Consider the following 16707-nt stretch of genomic DNA (forward strand, 5'->3'; position numbering starts at 1 on the left):
GACAGTACCCGACCAAGGGACAGGTCACTTATGCGGCGGGAGGTTGGCGAAAACGTGAATCAACAGGATACCGAATTGAAAGCATTGGTCGAAGCGATGAGGGACACAGATCATCAGCGGCTTTACGAGCGTTATGAAGCTGTAAAATTTCATCTTGAAGGTGAGAGTTTAACATCCATCGCCAGGAAGCTGGGACGTACAAGACAGACGATCAAGAGCTATATCGACATATATCGGCGAGACGGCATCGAAGGGCTCAATGGGGCCTATTATGACATGCTTTCCCGCAAGCTTGATGCCGGGCAAGAGGCCAGGCTGAAGGATGTGCTGGCACACAGGCGCCCGGTTGACGAGGGACTGGGCGGGCATTATTCATGGGGCATCAATCTGATCAGGCAATGGGTGATGAGGGAGTATGGCCAGTCCTTTAGTAAACGGGGCATCAGCAAGCTGCTGCTGCGTTTGGGCTTTCATTTTACGAAAGCAAATTATACGCTGGTGGCCGCCGACCCGATCACGGGTATACGTTATACGAGGGTGACATATCCGGCACTCAAGAAAATGATGAAAAATGCGCATAACAGCCACCTCTTGTATGAAGACGAATCTTTGGTGCTCCCTTATTATCTCCTGCAGCAGGGCTGGTTTCTCGAAGAGTCGGGCAGCCGGAACCTGTCCGTGGACCAGGAGCAGGGGAAATTAAGCTTTCTGGATGGCATCCGTTGTCTGAAAGAGGCCTTGCGTGCTCACCCTGAAGGGTCATTGTTTACGGTTATGAGTTATAACCGGTTGCAGTATGTGAACGACTTCCAGCCTTATCTGCGCAAAAATCCGCGCTTGACACTCATCTTTTTGCCTTCTTATACGCCGAATCTGAATCCGTCTGACGGAAGTCACAGTGAAGAACAGCACCCTGAAGAATTCTAGAAAAGGTGTGTAGAGGGGGATCGTGACATGAGCTTGCAACCGACGTTCAAGCGGGTTGGAGAAGGCTCTACTGTGCAGCCCGGAGGTATTGTGCAAGGAGAGGAATACATTGTGATCGGCCGTAAGGTCCAGATTCAGGCTCCTTATTGGCTAACCGCACGGCCCGGCTCAGGAGCAGATGAAGTTCTCTCTATCGGGGACGGCTGCAGAATCAGCACTAACCTGACCGTTGATGCTGTCAATTCCATTACATTGGAACGCAAGGTGTTCGTGGGTGCGAACGTGTATCTGACGGATAAAATTCCGTTTGAGGCGAACGGCGGTCCGTTTCAGGTGGGTTATACCAAGCGGTCGGCAGGCAAACTCATCATCGGTAAAGGCACACTCATTGAGAGCGGAGTTGTGGTGGGAGGCAATCTGCGTATCGGCAGAGGCTGCATCATCAGACCGGACAGTGTAGTACTTCACGATATTCCCGATTATTGTGAAGTGTCAGGCAATCCGGCCAGGGTCGTTAAAGTTTACATGCCAAAGCTCCGGGATTGGGTCGCCGCCAGCAACGAGGCAGAGGCTGCACAGCTGCTGGAGCAGCGGCGGAACCAGCCCCTGGAAGAATGAGCCTTATGATCAGCAAGCTCTGGATGGATTGTGCCATGTGCAATGAGAATAGGGATGGATAAATGGAGGGTTTCTTCAGCGGTATGGGAGAAACCCTCTTTTTGTATGCCATGCGCCCATAAATGTACGGTCAAGCACCCATGGGATGCCGTACGCATAGATTGCATTATCAAAAGTTGAAGGGAGAGAACATGTTTGTCTCAATCTAATTTGCCAAACATAACACCTACGATAACGGTGACCAGAGATGATGCCATATCCTTAATTATCTCCTCCATAGCGATGGAGGAGCTGGGACTTAGCCATATCCTCAATGCTGAAGGGGAGAAGCTGCAATTTGTATTAGGTACTTTGCCGGGGGTAACACATCCGATAGCGACGATCAGTGATTTGCTGAATGTCAATGAGAGCATCCGGGCGACATTGCGGGAAGTTGCAAATAAGGAATGGGTGCTGAACAACAAACTGGAACTGGCCTTGAGCGCAACCAATCTTGTGGGTCCAACCGGCCCAACGGGTCCATTTGGGGTAGGCCCGACCGGTCCAACCGGCCCAACGGGAGCGGGAGTGCCAGGGGCGCCAGGCCCAACCGGCCCAACAGGTCCAGCCGGAGTAGGTCCAACCGGCCCAACCGGCCCAGCCGGAACAGCAGGTGCCACCGGCCCAACAGGGGCAGCCGGAGCGGCGGGTGCTACAGGAGCCACGGGAGCGACAGGAGCGGCAGGTGCCACGGGGGCGACAGGAATAGGAGTAACAGGTCCAACCGGAGCCACGGGAGCAACCGGAGACCCAGGACCAACCGGAGCAACAGGAGCAACAGGAGCGGGTGGAGCAACTGGAGCGACAGGAGCAACAGGAGCGGGTGGAGCAACTGGAGCGACAGGAGCAAGCGGAGCAACAGGAGCAAGCGGAGCAACAGGAGCAAGCGGGGCAACAGGAGCAAGCGGGGCAACAGGAGCAAGCGGGGCAACAGGAGCAAGCGGAGCAACAGGAGCAAGCGGAGCAACAGGAGCAAGCGGAGCAACAGGAGCAAGCGGAGCAACAGGAGCAACAGGAGCAAGCGGGGCAACAGGAGCAAGCGGGGCAACAGGAGCAAGCGGGGCAACAGGAGCAAGTGGAGCAACAGGAGCAAGCGGGGCAACAGGAGCAAGTGGAGCAACAGGGGCAAGCGGAGCAACAGGAGCCACCGGAGCGACGGGAATTGGAGTAACCGGGGCGACGGGCCTGACCGGTTTAACCGGGGCAACGGGCGGAACAGGAGCCACCGGAGCCACGGGAATCGGAGTAACCGGAGCGACGGGCCTGACGGGTCTGACAGGGTTAACCGGAGCCACAGGAGCCACGGGGATCGGAGTAACCGGAGCGACGGGCCTAACAGGTCTGACGGGATTAACCGGAGCCACAGGAGCCACAGGATTTGGAGCAACCGGAGCGACGGGTCTGACCGGCTTGACGGGAGCGACGGGCCTGACGGGCTTGACGGGAGCGACGGGCCTGACCGGATTGACTGGAGAGACGGGTCTGACAGGTTTGACAGGAGTCACGGGTCTGACCGGCTTGACGGGAGTAACAGGTCTGACCGGCTTAACGGGAGTAACAGGTCTGACTGGTTTGACAGGAGTAACAGGTCTGACTGGTTTGACGGGAGTAACGGGTCTGACCGGGTTGACCGGAGCGACGGGTCTGACGGGGGTAACAGGCCCAACTGGGCCGACGGTGACGGCGAATAATGCCAGTCTTGTCAATTCAGCGACTGTTACGGTTGCACCTAATGCTGCCATTCCCCTTGACAACATACTCATTAATGGAACAGCGATCCAACACACGACCGGTACAACAACAGTTACATTGGCTCCGAATCAGACATATTTTGCATCCTATGAAACAACTGCATCATCCCCCACTGGGGCGGCGGCTAATTTAGGCCTAAACCTGCAATTAAATGGGGTTGGCATTCCTGGCACGGGAACTAATTCAACAGTTAGCGCTGGAACCCAATCTAATTTGAGTTCTTCTGCTGTATTTAGCACCTCTGCAGGTACAATGCTTACACTTAATAACAGCACCGGTTTAGCAGAAAATCTATCTGGAACTATTTTGAACATTATAAAACTCGCATGATTCCAAGAACATCAACCACGGCTTAGCTTCGATGAAGATTGCTGAATTCTAAATGAGCTAACCTTAGCTGAAAAATAAGCTGACCGCTTTATGGAAACATCTGCAGGACACCACCCTAACCCGGCAACCATATCAGTCCCCTAAAGCTTCCGTCGTCGTCAAGGGACACACCGGTCGATAAGCCGGTCCGATTTTGTCATTAAGCAATAATTGGAAAATCCCCTGAACGGCTTAGGCCGTTCTTTTTTTTGTGTAGTGTTCGCACAGGTGTTTTTTGTTATTATAAACGCTTGTAATGTGACTTAAACCTTTACAAACAGGGCATTCTCAGAAGAATACACTTTTGTGGAGAAACGGGCATCCAAAGCAAAAAAGCTTTTGGAACCGGAGAATCACGATTCAAAAGCTCTTTTCAATCAAACAAATGTATAACCGTCTTTATAATCAAGCTGCTCCTTGCTTCGGATAATTACATGAGTTCTTCCCTGCAACTTTCGCGGTGTCCCGAAGGTGACTGGAACAATTGTATGCAGCTGTCGGAAATTCAAAAAGCGCGGATCTGTATTACACGCTGACGAGTCTAATGTCCGTTAATATGAGAATCACCTTCAAAGAGCTGTCGTATGTTTAGAGGGTATAGCGTAATCCTGAATGGTGGAATTATCTGGATTCTAGTAAAGAGGTGGGGTATGGATAAACCAAGCATATCGTTATGTATGATTGTCAGAAACGAGGAGAAGTACCTTCCGAAATGCCTCAGCAGTGTCCAGAGAATTGTGGATGAGATCATTATTGTGGACACCGGATCAACGGATGATACCGTTGCGATTGCGAAGGCCTTTGGAGCCAAGGTGATTGAGATGCCGTGGCAGGACAGCTTTGCGGCCGCCCGCAATCGGAGCTTCGATGAGGCGACAGGGGACTGGATTCTCTGGCTGGATGCCGATGAAGAGATGGACGTGAACGAAGCCGACAAGCTCAAGGAGCTGCTGACACGGGATGCGGTCCGCGAGCAGCGGATCGAGGGTATTCAATTTGTGTTTTACAATTACGTTGATGTGGGCGGCGTGGAGTCCATATTACTGCACCGGATGGTTCGGAACCGGCCGCAATACCGCTTTGAAGAGAGGGTTCACGAACAGATTCTGCCTAATATGCTGAAATTCAACCATGGTCTGCAGACAGCCTCAAGCTTATAGTTTTCGTGGAGAGATTTATTGCCACAAATCTTAAGCCGGTTTATCCTTAACGTAGGAGAAACCGGCTTTTTCCATGACCATGATTCACTGCGAACACACCACGAGCAGCTCGTATATAAGGCCGTCCTTATGGGTTGGATTTGAGCGATTGGGCATTGACTTCGGAGAGTTCGCTTGCTTTGGCGATGATGAAATGTTCAATGATTTCTTTACTCGCTCTTGTCAGGGCGCGTATGTCTTTTGCCTCAAGTGTAGTCATCAAAGTCATATGTTCATCCATAGCCCTGCGATACTCGGTGTCTTCCTCGAACTTAAACATTTCAAGCGCTGGAACGTTTAAACCCGTAGCTATTTTCTCCAACGTTTCCAATGAGATGTTTCGATCTCCTCGTTCAACCCCACCCATGTAACTGTAATGAAGCCCTGCAGCTTCTGCCAGTTGTTCCTGAGTCCAGCCTTTTGCCTTTCTAAGTTGACGTATTCGATTTCCCACACGCTCTGGCAAACTCATAATCATCCCCTCCATGTATAAGGTTAGAAGAGGAAGATGGCTCAATACAGATTATCATACGCAAATAAAAAGTTGAAATAACAGTACTTAAAGGTACAATTTATACTTGACCTCCATGTACTTTATCTATAGAATCATTTGATAAGTGGATAAAAAAGGAGGAGTTCTGACCATGGATTTTCACTCCATAATGGAGCACAGTACGGAGGCTGCAAAGTATGGAACACTCGAAGATTCTCATTTAGCACTCATAGATCGCTTTCATAAGTTATCCCAATACCATATCCAACTTGCCATGATTTTCAATAATCATAACCAATCTCCACCCAGTCTGATCTTCTGCGAGCGGGCTCTTACCTCCATGCTGCATGCCTTATACATCAAGAACAACAACAAACCTTTTCCAGAAAGATCTTTTTCTATGGCAGAGCTTCTGCATCTGCTGCATACCGAAACTTCTCCCGCGCTGGATGTGGTCATTTTTATCGGAACTGTTCAATATTTGGTTACGCATATGGAAATAGAAAAGATCTCAAAAATGAAGAAAAAAAACGTAAACCGCTTGTTAAGAAGAACCGATGAGATCCTGTATCTTTTGTCAACCAGGATTACAGATGACCCGTCAGAGCTTTATCAATCCATTTTCTGAAAAATTTTACTTACATAAATACAACGATTCTCAAAATTATATTCGGTATATAGCGGGATTACGCCATCGGCAAACCACATTGCTTGTATAATTCGCATGTGGTAACATAACAATAGAAATAAGGGAGGTCGCTAGCCTCCCCCAGGACAACGAGGTGTGCCCTCACGGCGCGCACTGTTTTAAGTCACAGCAAAGCCCACCGAAGGCCTGTCAACCTTTAGCGGTGGGTTTTGCGCTTGTTACGTCTTCTTCTGATCCATCGGTATAGCTTACGAGAGTTAAACCATAGGTTTAACATTGTCGCGATTACTCTCAGGATCCAGAAAAGCGCATCAAGAGCAGTCATGGCGTGAATCACCTCCTTTACAGAAGGCTGCGCCGTGACTCCCACCGTTGTCCAATCCAAATTATAGCACAAATGAGCCCGGAAGAAACCTCCGAGGCTTTATTTTTGACGTAAATACGTAATTTAAATCTTGCAGTTAGCGAAACGGAACAACGGTGCTGAAAAGCCGCTGTTTAGGAGGCCACTGAAAAAGTTCGCTAAATATCAAAAGAAGCTGTTTCCTCAGAAATATGAGGGGTCAGCTTCTTTTTTGCTATATAATTAAAGCATTACAAGGGGAGCAGGTGGGTTTCATGTTTAAACAGCAGCAAACCATGGTCTTTAGCCCGTATGCAGATTTATACGATATCATCGTCCCTAAAGACAACATGTTGCGTCAAATCAATGAACTTGTGGATTTCTCTTTCATTTATGAGGAGCTTAGAGGCAAGTATTGTCTGGATAACGGCCGAAATGCCATCGATCCCCTTCGGATGTTTAAATACTTGCTGCTGAAGGCGATCTTTGATTTGTCCGATGTCGACATCGTCGAACGTTCCAGATACGACCTGTCGTTTAAGTACTTCTTGGGCATGGCGCCGGAGGAATCCGTCATCGATCCTAGCTCGCTCACGAAGTTTCGCAAGCTGCGGTTAAAGGACATGAATTTGCTCGACCTGCTCATTGGCCAAACGGTGGCCCTTGCCATTGAAAAAGAGATTCTCAAAAGCAACACGGTGATCGTGGATGCCACCCATACAAAGGCACGTTATAACCAGAAATCCCCGCTGGAAATTCTGCAGGATCGTGCCAAAAAGCTGCGGAAAGCGGTGTATGCGATGGACGAATCCGTCAAAGCGAAGTTTCCCGTAAAGAATACCTCAGGCGTGTTGGAGGATGAGATCGCATATTGCCAAAACCTCATCCATGTCATCGAAAACGAATCCGGGATCGCCCAAGTCCCTAAGATTTTACAGCCGCTCCATCTGCTCAAGGAGACCGTGGCAGATGATGTGGAGCAACTGCGCACCTCGAATGACCCCGACGCGCGCGTCGGCCACAAGAGCGCGGACTCTTCTTTCTTCGGCTACAAAACCCATTTGGCGATGAGTAAAGAGCGTATCGTTACCGCTGCCATCATCACGACTGGCGAAAAACCAGACGGCAAGCAGTTACAAGAGCTGATCAAGAAGAGCCAGACAGCGGGTGTGAAGGTCGAGACCATCATCGGAGACACCGCCTATTCAGAGAAGGACAACCTTACGTATAGCAAGACCCATAAGATGGAACTCGTGGCTAAGCTAAATCCCCAGATTACTCAAGGTGCGCGGAAGAAGGAAGACGAGTTTGCTTTCAATAAGGATGCCGGTCTGTACGTATGCAAGGCGGGCCACATGGCGATGCGCAAAGCACGGACAGGGAAAAAAGGAAAAGGAGCCAACCAAGTCGATACCTATTACTTCAATGTGGAGATTTGTAAGCGATGTCCGCTCAAGCAAGGCTGCTACAAAGAAGGAGCGAAAAGCAAAACCTACTCGGTCAGCATCAAATCGAACGAGCACAAGGAGCAGATGGCCTTTCAAGAGAGTGAGGACTTCAAAGCCAAGTCGAAGGAACGCTACAAAATTGAAGCTAAGAATAGTGAACTCAAACACAGGCACGGGTATGATGTAGCCACATCCTCGGGTCTATTAGGTATAGAGTTGCAGGGGGCTATGGCGATATTTGCTGTAAATCTGAAACGGATCTTGAAACTCAGCGAGGAAACCTACGAGTAAACATCTATAAGAGAAATAGACATCCACCCTGAATTCCCCAGGATCGATGTCTATTTTTGTTTTCAGAGTACCACGGACAGTTCAAACCTTTAGTTCTTCAGTGGCCTCCTGTTTAGCGGGGGATTTTTGACCCTAAAACACATAACGTAATAATCCTGCATGGTGGAATTATCCGGACTTTAGTAAAGCGGAATCATCAGGCCACCTGTGGCGAGCGGCGAGGCAGTGGCCTTTTCATGTTTTAATACCGGCAAACCACATTGCTTGTATAATTCGCATGTGGTAACATAACAATAAGAAATAAGGGAGGTCGCTAGCCTCCCCCAGGACAACGAGGTGTGCCTCACGGCGCGCATTTGTTCTGTTGAACAGTAAAACCCACCGAAGGGCTGGAACCTTTAGCGGTGGGTTTTACGCTTGTTACGTCTTCTTCTGATCCATCGGTATAGCTTACGAGAGTTAAACCATAGGTTTAACAATGTCGCGATTACTCTCAAGATCCAGAAAAACGCTTCAAGGGCTGTCATGGCGTGAATCACCTCCTTTACAGAAGGCTGCGCCGTGACTCCCACCGTTGTCCAATCCAAATTATAGCACAAATAAGCCCGGAAGAAACTTCCGAGGCTTTTATTTTTGACGTAATTACGTGTTTTAATCTTGCAGTTAGTGAAACGGAACAACGGTGCTGAAAAGCCGCTGTTTTGTGGGGGATATTTGACCCTATATTGGTCTGAGGCGGGCCATCACAGAATACAATGGAATGACAGATACTGAGTGAACACATAGCGTAATCCTGCATGGTGCAATTATCCGGACTTTAGTAAAGAGGTGGGTTATGGATAAACCGAGCATCTCGTTATGCATGATCGTCAGGAATGAGGAAAAATATCTTCCGAAATGTCTCAGCAGTGTCCAGCGAATTGTGGATGAGATCATCATTGTGGATACCGGATCAACGGATGAAACCGTTGCGATTGCGAAGGCTTTTGGAGCCAAGGTGATTGAGATGCCGTGGCAGGACAGCTTCGCGGACGCTCGCAATCGGAGCTTCGATGAGGCGACAGGGGACTGGATTCTCTGGCTGGATGCCGATGAAGAGATGGATGTGAACGAAGCCGACAAGCTCAAGGAGCTGCTGACCCGGGATGCCATCCGCGAGCAGCGGATCGAGGGCATTCAGTTTGTGTTTTACAATTACGTTGATGGGGGCGGTGTGGAGTCGGTCCTTCTGCACCGGATGGTGCGGAACCGGCCGCAATACCGCTTTGAAGAGAGGGTTCACGAACAGATTCTGCCGAATATGCTGAAATCCAACCCCCATCTGCAGCTCGGACAGGTGGATATTCATATCCATCATTACGGGTATTTGTCGCAAAATGTGGTCCGTCAAGGTAAAATCCAACGAAATGTGGCGCTGCTCCAGCAAGCGATATCGGAGCATCCGGATATTCCGACGTATTCTTATAATTTGGGTGTGGAGTTGTTCAGAAGTAAAGATTTTGCGGGGGCTCTGGAGAGCTTTGATGTTTTCTTGAATAAGTCGGCTGACTTACCGGTGCCGCTTGTGTCCAGTGCACACAAATACAGGCTGACGGCATTGGTTGAGCTGGGTCGTTATCACGACTTGATCCAGGACAGCATGGCAAGTATTTCACAATTCCCCGGGTTCACGGACTTGTACCATCTAAGAGCCATCGGTTTTAGTTCTCTGGGGGAAACCGGCGAGGCCATAGATGTATTACGGAAAGCGCTGAGCATGGGACCGGCCGAGGAGGGATATCCGAGCATCGCGGGACACGGTACTTTTTTGACATGCCTGGATCTCGGCAAGCTGTACGAACACGTTGGAAATCCAAGGGACGCGGACGTGTATTTTACCTTCGGGAGTGTAATGGTCAGCGATCCGAGGATCAATTCCAAGAACCGCCAACAATCACTTTGAAGGGGGGCGAACGCGGACATCTGTTCTACACTGGCGGCATTGAATGTCGGCAATACAATTACCGACTTTAGAGCATCTCCGAATGTTTAGGGATTGCAGCGAAATCATCAGGCCACCTGTGGCCTTTTAGTGTTTCAATATCGGCTAACTATAGCACAAATAAGCCCGAAAAAAACTTCCGAGGCTTTTATTTTTGAGCGCGCCTAGCAAGCCAGGCACAACTAGTCGGTGCGAGTCCGGTCGAGGTAAGAGCCAGGTCGCCTCGTAGCTGACAGGCAACCACAGGCAGTAACATCAAAGTGGGCGAAGGCCTCCTGCCTAGTCAAAGCTATTTATATCTCCTAGTCCTGAATTTTGTAATAGACCCAAGACGAAACTCTGAATCAATGTAGAATCTCTGAGACAATTATGCGCATCTTCCTTCGTAGCATCATATCCGGGATACCTAGCGGCCACAGCAAAGAAGGTAAGATTTTCACAAGCTTGCCGCACAGAATCCTCTGCAGTCTCTTCTGAGACAATGTCACTCCATAATCTAAGAAGATCATGTGTTCGAGGGATTTGCACTCCTCTAAAAACTAAAATACTTTTCAAATATTTTTCGGCAGCCTGTTGAAAATGGTAACACGATACATCCCAAAGACTAGAATCCTTCAACAAAATAGCAGCACGATAGTCATCTTCCGCCTTCGAGATCCAAGAATCCTTATCGCTCATATAATGGAATCCCCTCCTCCAAAATAGCATCTCTAAAAAATAATTTCTCAAAATTTTCTGGAGTAGTTGGAATACAATCTATAGGAATATTGTAAATTCCTATTTCGCGTCTTAGAGAGCTATAGAGTACAGGAGGTCTTTCCTCGAAATTCCCAATAACTACAAAGTCAAAATCACTATCATCTCTTGCTGTGCCTTTAACTCGAGAACCAAACCAAATAACTTTTATTAATTTATCTCCAGCAATTGTCTTGGCAGCCTTAACCACCTTGAGAGCTAATTCAAAATCCCTGGGGTCTATCTTAGACATATCGAGCTTAGGAGAAGCCATTCCTCACCCTCCTTTTATATCCACTAGTGAGTCAATTTCATAACTGTAAATGAGCAAATCCACTTCCAGATGTCTCATACCGCCATCGTACCCGATCATGCCACCATTCGCAACTATTTGTTGCAGCATCGGCTGCCGTTGTATTTTTCCAAGTCGGCGCTGCCGCATATTGAAACGTATATGGCGGCCGTGACAGCGAAAGGATATCGCGGCAAAGTGGTGGACATGGTGGAATACAGCGATTGCTACCGGACGCGCTCGCCATCTTCTGGCCGAAGGCATGCAAAAAGCCGATCTTCGCATGGATGAAACTTCCGAGGCTTTTATTTATGACGTAATTACGTGTTTTAACCTTACAGTTAGCAAAACGGAAACAACGGTGCTGAACAGCCGCTGTTTGGCGGGGGATTTTTGACCCTATGTTGGTCTGAGGCGGGCCATCACAGAATACAATGGAATGACAGATACTGAGAGAACACATAACGTAATCCTGCATGGTGGAATTATCCGGACTTTAGTAAAGAGGTGGGTTATGGATAAACCGAGCATCTCGTTATGCATGATTGTCAGGAATGAGGAAAAATATCTTCCGAAATGCCTTAGCAGTGTCCAGAGAATTGTGGATGAGATCATTATTGTGGACACCGGATCAACGGATGATACCGTTGCGATTGCGAAGGCTTTTGGAGCCAAGGTGATTGAGATGCCGTGGCAGGACAGCTTTGCGGACGCTCGCAACCGGAGCTTCGATGAGGCGACAGGGGACTGGATTCTCTGGCTGGATGCCGATGAAGAGATGGATGTGAACGAAGCCGACAAGCTCAAGGAGCTGCTGACCCGCGATGCCATCCGCGAGCAGCGGATCGAGGGCATTCAGTTTGTGTTTTACAATTACGTTGATGGGGGCGGTGTGGAGTCCGTATTACTGCACCGGATGGTTCGGAATCGGCCGCAATACCGCTTTGAAGAGAGGGTTCACGAACAGATTCTGCCGAATATGCTGAAATCCAACCCCCATCTGCAGCTCGGACAGGTGGATATTCATATCCATCATTACGGGTATTTGTCGCAAAATGTGGTCCGTCAAGGTAAAATTCAACGAAATGTAGCGCTGCTCCAGCAAGCGATATCGGAGCATCCGGATATTCCTACTTATTCTTATAATTTGGGCGTGGAGTTGTTCAGAAGTAAGGATTTTGCGGGGGCTCTGGAGAGCTTTGATGTTTTCTTGAATAAGTCGGCTGACTTACCGGTGCCGCTTGTGTCCAGTGCACATAAATGCAGGCTGACGGCATTGGTTGAGCTGGGTCGTTATCACGATTTGATCCAGGACAGCATGGGAAGTATTTCACAATTCCCCGGGTTCACGGACTTGTACCATCTAAGAGCCATCGGTTTTAGTTCTCTGGGGGAAACCGGCGAGGCCATAGATGTATTACGGAAAGCGCTGAGCATGGGGCCGGCCGAGGAGGGATATCCGAGCATTGCGGGACACGGTACTTTTTTGACATGCCTGGATCTCGGTAAGCTGTACGAACACGTTGGAAATCCAAGGGACGCGGACGTGTATTTTACCTTCGGGAGTGTAATGGTCAGCGATCCAAGGATCAAAGTCCGGGATTCTGCGATGACAAGTCTATCGTTCGCCGATCCGAGGATCTACTCCAGGAACCACCGATCTATTCAGGATCATGGAATCTAGCGTTCGACCATCGCAGGATACACCCACCGAGGCTCTCAGCCTTTAGCGGTGGGTTTTGCGCTTTGCGAGAACTAAACCACCCTGCACTTTAGTGCAGGGTGGTTTAGTAATTCATTCATACTCGGAGGGTACAGTTGATGCAACCGAAAGAATTAGGTGAATTATGTTAATAATCATTTTGTTCTTCTAACCAAAAATCTAACTCATTTAACTTATCTAACACCTGAAGCATACAATCGTACTCCCTGGCTACAGAATATAACTTATCTTTAGCGTTAGATCGGAGATATTTCTCTAAACATTCGAAGGTGAATCTATCTTCTCTTTCGTATCTGATCAAATCTATGATAGTTCTTTCAGGTATTGTAAAGTGTAAATTTACACCTGCTTGTATAGTGTAGCGTAAATCTACTTCTTCTTGAGTATAGAAGTTCAAATAACCCAACGCTCGATCTTTCTTCGTTTCTGTAAATAGCATTAACGGCAATGGAGGAAACGTTGAGAGATTATTTATTCTAGAAGCACTTTCCAGACAAATAACTCCTGATAGATCACTATATTTAAAGAAATTGTTTAAAGTAACCATTTAAGCCCATTCCCCTCTTTCTGTAAACCATACAAGGAATAGATCTGGTTCCTCTGCTTTCAGAGCTTCTCCTATTGGGTAGACAAATAATACCACTCTAGCCATGACTGTTTCGAAATCAGGCTTTTTAATGATACCTTCTAGCTTGTTATAAGCATGTTCTAATTGATCGTTATCTGCAATATGATAAGCTTCGTTTTTATTACCTTTATGTTGTATATCGCTTAGCAAATTTCTCATATGATAATCTTTAGCGTAAGATAAAATATAAAGATCGTATAGATCCTTGGCTCTTCTGTAAATCTTTTGAGAAAGAAATACAGCTACCTTATCAGCTATCATAGTTTCTATAGAGAATCCTAAAGGATAAGAATCAGTGTACACTTCTGTCTTCCCAATCTTGCTTTTGTCGGATGTGTAGATCAATATCTACAGTAGGTCTGGCTAAATAAAGTTCATTGTATTTTTTCATAGCTGCCTCAAGATTCATACCACCTTTAAGTACAATCTTATCTGCAATTGGAGATAGCTTGACTGCTTGTATAAAATCTTTCAGTATGATTTCTAAGGAGTGATCGAACAGATTCATATTATTGTCTGTCATTAATTTAACCTCCTTGTAATGATTCTTCACTAAAGATATTATATATTTCTTGCATGACTTGAACAATATTTTCAGGTACGTTAAAGGGATTTCCGCAAGACTTTTGTTTAAAGAATTTTCGCAGCTCAAAAACAAGGTCTTTAATCATTTTCTGGCCCAATGGAATTGATGCGCCGAGATTTAAGAGTAAAAAGAATCCGGTGCAGTCATATCAAACCAACTACACCAATGGGAATATTTCGATCACAGGCAATAAGGTGAAGCTTCCCAAATTAGGGCTCGTAAAATTTGCGAAATCCAGAGGAGTGGACGGTCGCATCATAAATGCAACGATTAGGCGCAATCCTTCGGGCAAATACTCACCATAAAACTTTCCAGAAGGAAACTCCACATAAAAACTTCCAATACCTCAGAACCTCCCCAGGAGACGATACAAATGCATGGAAGCCAATTTTTCTCCGAAATGCCTCAGCAGTCTCCAGAGAATTGTGGAGTGACCCGCCCAGAAATCGGAGAAACCTTATGCAGATATCTCATATCGTGATATACTTTATACATATGAAAATCGCATACGGACGAGTCAGCGCAAAGGATCAAAATTTCGATAGGCAGCTCATCAAGTTCGCCGAGCTGGGAGTTGAGGAACGTTTCGTCTTTACGGACAAGCAGTCAGGGAAGCGAAACATACACAGAGAGGACGATGAACGATGGATGAGCAAACAAAAGCGATTCTCGAAGAAATTCGAGCTATGCGCGAGGAAATGAAAGAAGGGTTCGAGCGAGTCGACAAACAGTTCGATGGCGTTCACAGCAAGATCGAGTGGGCGGCACTGAGCTGAAACTGAACGACGACGCGGCGAGCAAGACGTTCACGCTGTTCACTCCTGCCGAAGTGACAGACGGAATCAGAAAGGATATCCGCGAACTGAAAGTCAAGCTGTTTGATCTCGAAGCAAAAGTAAATAGCAGATAAATGGAGGGCCGAGCGAGATGAAACTTCCGAGGCTTTTATTTTTGACGTAGTTACGTATTTCAACCTTGCAGTTAGCGAAACGGAACAACGGTGCTGAGAAGCTTCGAGGAAGCGACAGGGGACTGGATTCTTTGGCTGGACGCCGATGAAGAGAGGGTTCACGGACTTGTACTATCTAAGAGCCATCGGTTTTAGTTCTCTGGGGGAAATCGGTGAGGCCATAAATTTATTACAGAGGGATTTGCACCCAATAGTCATCTTCCGCCTTCGAGATCCAAGAATCCTTATCGCTCATATAACGGAATACCCTCCTCCAAAATAGCATCTCTAAAAAATAATTTCTCAAAATTTTCTGGAGTAGTTGGAATACAATCTATAGGAATATTGTGAATTCCTATTTCGCGTCTTAGAGAGCTATATATTACGGGCTACCAAGTTATCTTTCGATAATAAAAGAGACCCCAGGACAGGAACAGGAGTCTCTTATTCTCTATATGAGTTCTGTTCAAGCCACGAGGCCAAACGCTCCTCACTAATTTCATTTTTGGCCACTCTGATGGCCATTTCCAGCAGGTCATCCTCAGCAGCGTCCAATTGATGTCCATTAAGCTTCAGGAAGATGTATGTAGAAACTACACCGGTTCTTTTGTTTGCGTCATTAAAACAATGCGACTTAATTAGTCCAGACATCAAGACGGCTGCCTTTAAAAATAAGCCGGGATACTGTTCATTGCCGAAGAATACACTGAAGGGTTTTTCGGCAATGAATTCAAGGTACCCCGGCTCTTTAATGCCAGCTAAACCGTTTGATTCGGCAAGCTCCGTGTCATGAATTTCAACAATTTGATCAACTGTTAATCTTACATACATTAATTTTTCGCCAACTTATCGAGAGTTTTACGATATTTTTCCATGCATTCTTTGGCCAGTTTCATGACAGTCTCATTGCTCGCGGTAGTAGTTTCTTGAATCTTTTTATTTGGTGAAATCATGTCGTTTTCCTCCTTATCTTGGCCCATTGTACACCTCCCAAGCACGGATACTTGGTAAGAGTATATACCCTCATTCAGCTATCTATTCACAATCTCAGTAAGAAACTGAATGCGGGATAAGCATTTCAATAATTATAACAAATAACAAACAACAACGGAACAGAATATAAGGCACGTGAAAAAAATAATAAACCAGAACCGCCCTATCGCGTGCTTTTGGACGTCCAACGCAGATTGGTTAGAAAAACGCATGACCTATGCACTGTAAGGTGTCGTGGCCGAAGTAGAGGTTCTACGCCAAGAGGGATAGGACTGGCAGGGTGTCTCTCACGTGGGAGAATCCGAAGGGCCTGCAGGCAAAGTCCATCCCGGAATGCGGTGAACCAGAGGTGGCGGCGATGTTGGGTGACCCGCCCAGAAATCGGAGAAGCCTTATGCAGATATCTCATATCGTGATATACTTTAATACATATGAAAATCGCATACGGACGAGTCAGCGCAAGGATCAAAATTTCGATAGGCAGCTCATCAAGTTCGCCGAGCTGGGAGTTGAGGAACGTTTCGTCTTTACGGACAAGCAGTCAGGGAAGCGAAGCATACACAGAGAGGACGATGAACGATGGATGAGCAAACAAAAGCGATTCTCGAAGAAATTCGAGCTATGCGCGAGGAAATGAAAGAAGGGTTCGAGCGAGTCGACAAACAGTTCGATGGCGTTCACAGCAAGATCGA

19 protein-coding genes and 2 pseudogenes are annotated in these 16707 nt (G+C 47.3%); 13 read left to right on the forward strand and 8 right to left on the reverse strand.

Annotated elements, in window-relative coordinates; genetic code table 11:
* The first annotated feature begins 54 nt into the window (after window positions 1–54).
* From ACE5LO_RS16715 to ACE5LO_RS16730, 4 genes are all read left to right on the forward strand, one after another.
* Complete coding sequence (locus ACE5LO_RS16715) at window positions 55–927, forward strand: helix-turn-helix domain-containing protein (protein ID WP_375521147.1); 873 nt, start codon at window positions 55–57, stop codon at window positions 925–927.
* A gap of 27 nt (window positions 928–954) precedes the next feature.
* Entirely contained in the window at window positions 955–1545 is a 591-nt protein-coding gene (locus tag ACE5LO_RS16720; RefSeq protein WP_375521148.1) for an acyltransferase, read from the forward strand.
* A 195-nt stretch (window positions 1546–1740) separates the two neighbouring features.
* Window positions 1741–3666 carry an alpha-helical endospore appendage domain-containing protein gene (locus ACE5LO_RS27915; protein WP_445993909.1) on the forward strand — a complete coding sequence of 642 codons (1926 nt, stop codon included), beginning with the start codon at window positions 1741–1743 and terminating at the stop codon, window positions 3664–3666.
* Window positions 3667–4355: 689 nt separating this feature from the next.
* On the forward strand, window positions 4356–4865 hold the full coding sequence (locus ACE5LO_RS16730) for a glycosyltransferase family 2 protein (RefSeq protein WP_375521149.1): 510 nt from the start codon (window positions 4356–4358) through the stop codon (window positions 4863–4865).
* 127 nt (window positions 4866–4992) lie between these two features.
* Here ACE5LO_RS16730 and ACE5LO_RS16735 read toward each other — a convergent pair whose 3' ends face one another.
* Entirely contained in the window at window positions 4993–5376 is a 384-nt protein-coding gene (locus tag ACE5LO_RS16735) for a helix-turn-helix domain-containing protein (protein WP_375521150.1), read from the reverse strand.
* A 172-nt stretch (window positions 5377–5548) separates the two neighbouring features.
* Here ACE5LO_RS16735 and ACE5LO_RS16740 point away from each other — a divergent pair, with 172 nt between their 5' ends.
* The 3 genes from ACE5LO_RS16740 to ACE5LO_RS16750 all read left to right on the forward strand — a co-directional run bounded on the left by ACE5LO_RS16740 (window position 5549) and on the right by ACE5LO_RS16750 (window position 10070).
* On the forward strand, window positions 5549–6025 hold the full coding sequence (locus ACE5LO_RS16740; RefSeq protein ID WP_375521151.1) for a hypothetical protein: 477 nt from the start codon (window positions 5549–5551) through the stop codon (window positions 6023–6025).
* A gap of 639 nt (window positions 6026–6664) precedes the next feature.
* A complete protein-coding gene (locus ACE5LO_RS16745; RefSeq protein WP_375521152.1) occupies window positions 6665–8128 on the forward strand; it encodes an IS1182 family transposase in 1464 nt (487 codons plus the stop codon).
* A gap of 835 nt (window positions 8129–8963) precedes the next feature.
* Window positions 8964–10070, forward strand: coding sequence for a glycosyltransferase (locus ACE5LO_RS16750; RefSeq protein WP_375521153.1), 1107 nt, complete (start codon window positions 8964–8966; stop codon window positions 10068–10070).
* Between the two features lie 318 nt (window positions 10071–10388).
* Here the strand turns inward: ACE5LO_RS16750 and ACE5LO_RS16755 are convergent, their stop codons facing one another.
* Complete coding sequence (locus ACE5LO_RS16755; protein WP_375357975.1) at window positions 10389–10787, reverse strand: HEPN domain-containing protein; 399 nt, start codon at window positions 10785–10787, stop codon at window positions 10389–10391.
* Window positions 10777–11118 (reverse strand): nucleotidyltransferase domain-containing protein, encoded by a 342-nt coding sequence (locus ACE5LO_RS16760; protein WP_375357976.1) that lies wholly within the window; start codon window positions 11116–11118, stop codon window positions 10777–10779. The genes ACE5LO_RS16755 and ACE5LO_RS16760 overlap by 11 nt, the downstream gene beginning before the upstream one ends.
* 69 nt (window positions 11119–11187) lie before the next feature.
* On the opposite strand from ACE5LO_RS16760, the pseudogene ACE5LO_RS16765 reads away from it, so the two are divergent.
* Together ACE5LO_RS16765 and ACE5LO_RS16770 are read left to right on the forward strand one after the other, a co-directional pair.
* A pseudogene (locus tag ACE5LO_RS16765) lies at window positions 11188–11401 on the forward strand (IS701 family transposase); the annotation flags it as partial.
* 249 nt (window positions 11402–11650) lie between these two features.
* Window positions 11651–12820 carry a glycosyltransferase gene (locus ACE5LO_RS16770; RefSeq protein ID WP_375521154.1) on the forward strand — a complete coding sequence of 390 codons (1170 nt, stop codon included), beginning with the start codon at window positions 11651–11653 and terminating at the stop codon, window positions 12818–12820.
* A gap of 166 nt (window positions 12821–12986) precedes the next feature.
* Here the strand turns inward: ACE5LO_RS16770 and ACE5LO_RS16775 are convergent, their stop codons facing one another.
* Genes ACE5LO_RS16775 through ACE5LO_RS16785 form a run of 3 tightly spaced genes read right to left on the reverse strand, consistent with a single transcriptional unit; the run spans window position 12987 to window position 14010 of the window.
* Entirely contained in the window at window positions 12987–13406 is a 420-nt protein-coding gene (locus ACE5LO_RS16775) for a hypothetical protein (RefSeq protein WP_375521155.1), read from the reverse strand.
* Window positions 13407–13790: a nucleotidyl transferase AbiEii/AbiGii toxin family protein gene (locus ACE5LO_RS16780; protein WP_375521156.1), complete on the reverse strand. Its 384-nt coding sequence runs from the start codon at window positions 13788–13790 to the stop codon at window positions 13407–13409.
* Window positions 13780–14010, reverse strand: a complete 231-nt coding sequence (locus ACE5LO_RS16785; protein WP_375521157.1) for a nucleotidyl transferase AbiEii/AbiGii toxin family protein — start codon at window positions 14008–14010, stop codon at window positions 13780–13782. Before ACE5LO_RS16785 ends, ACE5LO_RS16780 begins: the two co-directional genes overlap by 11 nt.
* Before the next feature lie 167 nt (window positions 14011–14177).
* On the opposite strand from ACE5LO_RS16785, the pseudogene ACE5LO_RS16790 reads away from it, so the two are divergent.
* From ACE5LO_RS16790 to ACE5LO_RS16805, 4 genes and pseudogenes are all read left to right on the forward strand, one after another.
* A pseudogene (locus ACE5LO_RS16790) lies at window positions 14178–14369 on the forward strand (IS200/IS605 family element RNA-guided endonuclease TnpB); the annotation flags it as partial.
* A 199-nt stretch (window positions 14370–14568) separates the two neighbouring features.
* A complete protein-coding gene (locus tag ACE5LO_RS16795) occupies window positions 14569–14775 on the forward strand; it encodes a recombinase family protein (protein ID WP_375521166.1) in 207 nt (68 codons plus the stop codon).
* Entirely contained in the window at window positions 14718–14849 is a 132-nt protein-coding gene (locus tag ACE5LO_RS16800) for a hypothetical protein (protein ID WP_375521167.1), read from the forward strand. Before ACE5LO_RS16795 ends, ACE5LO_RS16800 begins: the two co-directional genes overlap by 58 nt.
* Window positions 14831–14983: a hypothetical protein gene (locus ACE5LO_RS16805; protein ID WP_375521158.1), complete on the forward strand. Its 153-nt coding sequence runs from the start codon at window positions 14831–14833 to the stop codon at window positions 14981–14983. Before ACE5LO_RS16800 ends, ACE5LO_RS16805 begins: the two co-directional genes overlap by 19 nt.
* Window positions 14984–15466: 483 nt before the next feature.
* On the opposite strand, the gene ACE5LO_RS16810 is transcribed toward ACE5LO_RS16805, so the two are convergent.
* Both ACE5LO_RS16810 and ACE5LO_RS16815 read right to left on the reverse strand, forming a co-directional pair.
* Window positions 15467–15853 carry a type II toxin-antitoxin system death-on-curing family toxin gene (locus tag ACE5LO_RS16810; protein WP_375521159.1) on the reverse strand — a complete coding sequence of 129 codons (387 nt, stop codon included), beginning with the start codon at window positions 15851–15853 and terminating at the stop codon, window positions 15467–15469.
* Entirely contained in the window at window positions 15853–16002 is a 150-nt protein-coding gene (locus ACE5LO_RS16815) for a hypothetical protein (protein ID WP_375521160.1), read from the reverse strand. Before ACE5LO_RS16815 ends, ACE5LO_RS16810 begins: the two co-directional genes overlap by 1 nt.
* Window positions 16003–16707: the final 705 nt, after the last annotated feature.

Origin of the sequence: Paenibacillus medicaginis (genome assembly GCF_042138635.1) — a bacterium.
GTDB classification, from domain to species: Bacteria; Bacillota; Bacilli; order Paenibacillales; family Paenibacillaceae; genus Paenibacillus; species Paenibacillus medicaginis.

What these genes read in the sequence shown, in the direction of transcription:
- ACE5LO_RS16735 (WP_375521150.1), bottom strand. Translation starts at nt 5,376, where the DNA reads ATGAGTTTGCCAGAGCGTGTGGGAAATCGAATACGTCAACTTAGAAAG.
- ACE5LO_RS16760 (WP_375357976.1), bottom strand. Translation starts at nt 11,118, where the DNA reads ATGGCTTCTCCTAAGCTCGATATGTCTAAGATAGACCCCAGGGATTTT.
- ACE5LO_RS16815 (WP_375521160.1), bottom strand. Translation starts at nt 16,002, where the DNA reads ATGGGCCAAGATAAGGAGGAAAACGACATGATTTCACCAAATAAAAAG.
- ACE5LO_RS16770 (WP_375521154.1), top strand. Translation starts at nt 11,651, where the DNA reads ATGGATAAACCGAGCATCTCGTTATGCATGATTGTCAGGAATGAGGAA.
- ACE5LO_RS16755 (WP_375357975.1), bottom strand. Translation starts at nt 10,787, where the DNA reads ATGAGCGATAAGGATTCTTGGATCTCGAAGGCGGAAGATGACTATCGT.
- ACE5LO_RS16775 (WP_375521155.1), bottom strand. Translation starts at nt 13,406, where the DNA reads ATGGTTACTTTAAACAATTTCTTTAAATATAGTGATCTATCAGGAGTT.
- ACE5LO_RS16750 (WP_375521153.1), top strand. Translation starts at nt 8,964, where the DNA reads ATGGATAAACCGAGCATCTCGTTATGCATGATCGTCAGGAATGAGGAA.
- ACE5LO_RS16730 (WP_375521149.1), top strand. Translation starts at nt 4,356, where the DNA reads ATGGATAAACCAAGCATATCGTTATGTATGATTGTCAGAAACGAGGAG.
- ACE5LO_RS16800 (WP_375521167.1), top strand. Translation starts at nt 14,718, where the DNA reads ATGGATGAGCAAACAAAAGCGATTCTCGAAGAAATTCGAGCTATGCGC.
- ACE5LO_RS16795 (WP_375521166.1), top strand. Translation starts at nt 14,569, where the DNA reads ATGAAAATCGCATACGGACGAGTCAGCGCAAAGGATCAAAATTTCGAT.
- ACE5LO_RS16810 (WP_375521159.1), bottom strand. Translation starts at nt 15,853, where the DNA reads ATGTATGTAAGATTAACAGTTGATCAAATTGTTGAAATTCATGACACG.
- ACE5LO_RS16740 (WP_375521151.1), top strand. Translation starts at nt 5,549, where the DNA reads ATGGATTTTCACTCCATAATGGAGCACAGTACGGAGGCTGCAAAGTAT.
- ACE5LO_RS16785 (WP_375521157.1), bottom strand. Translation starts at nt 14,010, where the DNA reads ATGACAGACAATAATATGAATCTGTTCGATCACTCCTTAGAAATCATA.
- ACE5LO_RS16720 (WP_375521148.1), top strand. Translation starts at nt 955, where the DNA reads ATGAGCTTGCAACCGACGTTCAAGCGGGTTGGAGAAGGCTCTACTGTG.
- ACE5LO_RS16745 (WP_375521152.1), top strand. Translation starts at nt 6,665, where the DNA reads ATGTTTAAACAGCAGCAAACCATGGTCTTTAGCCCGTATGCAGATTTA.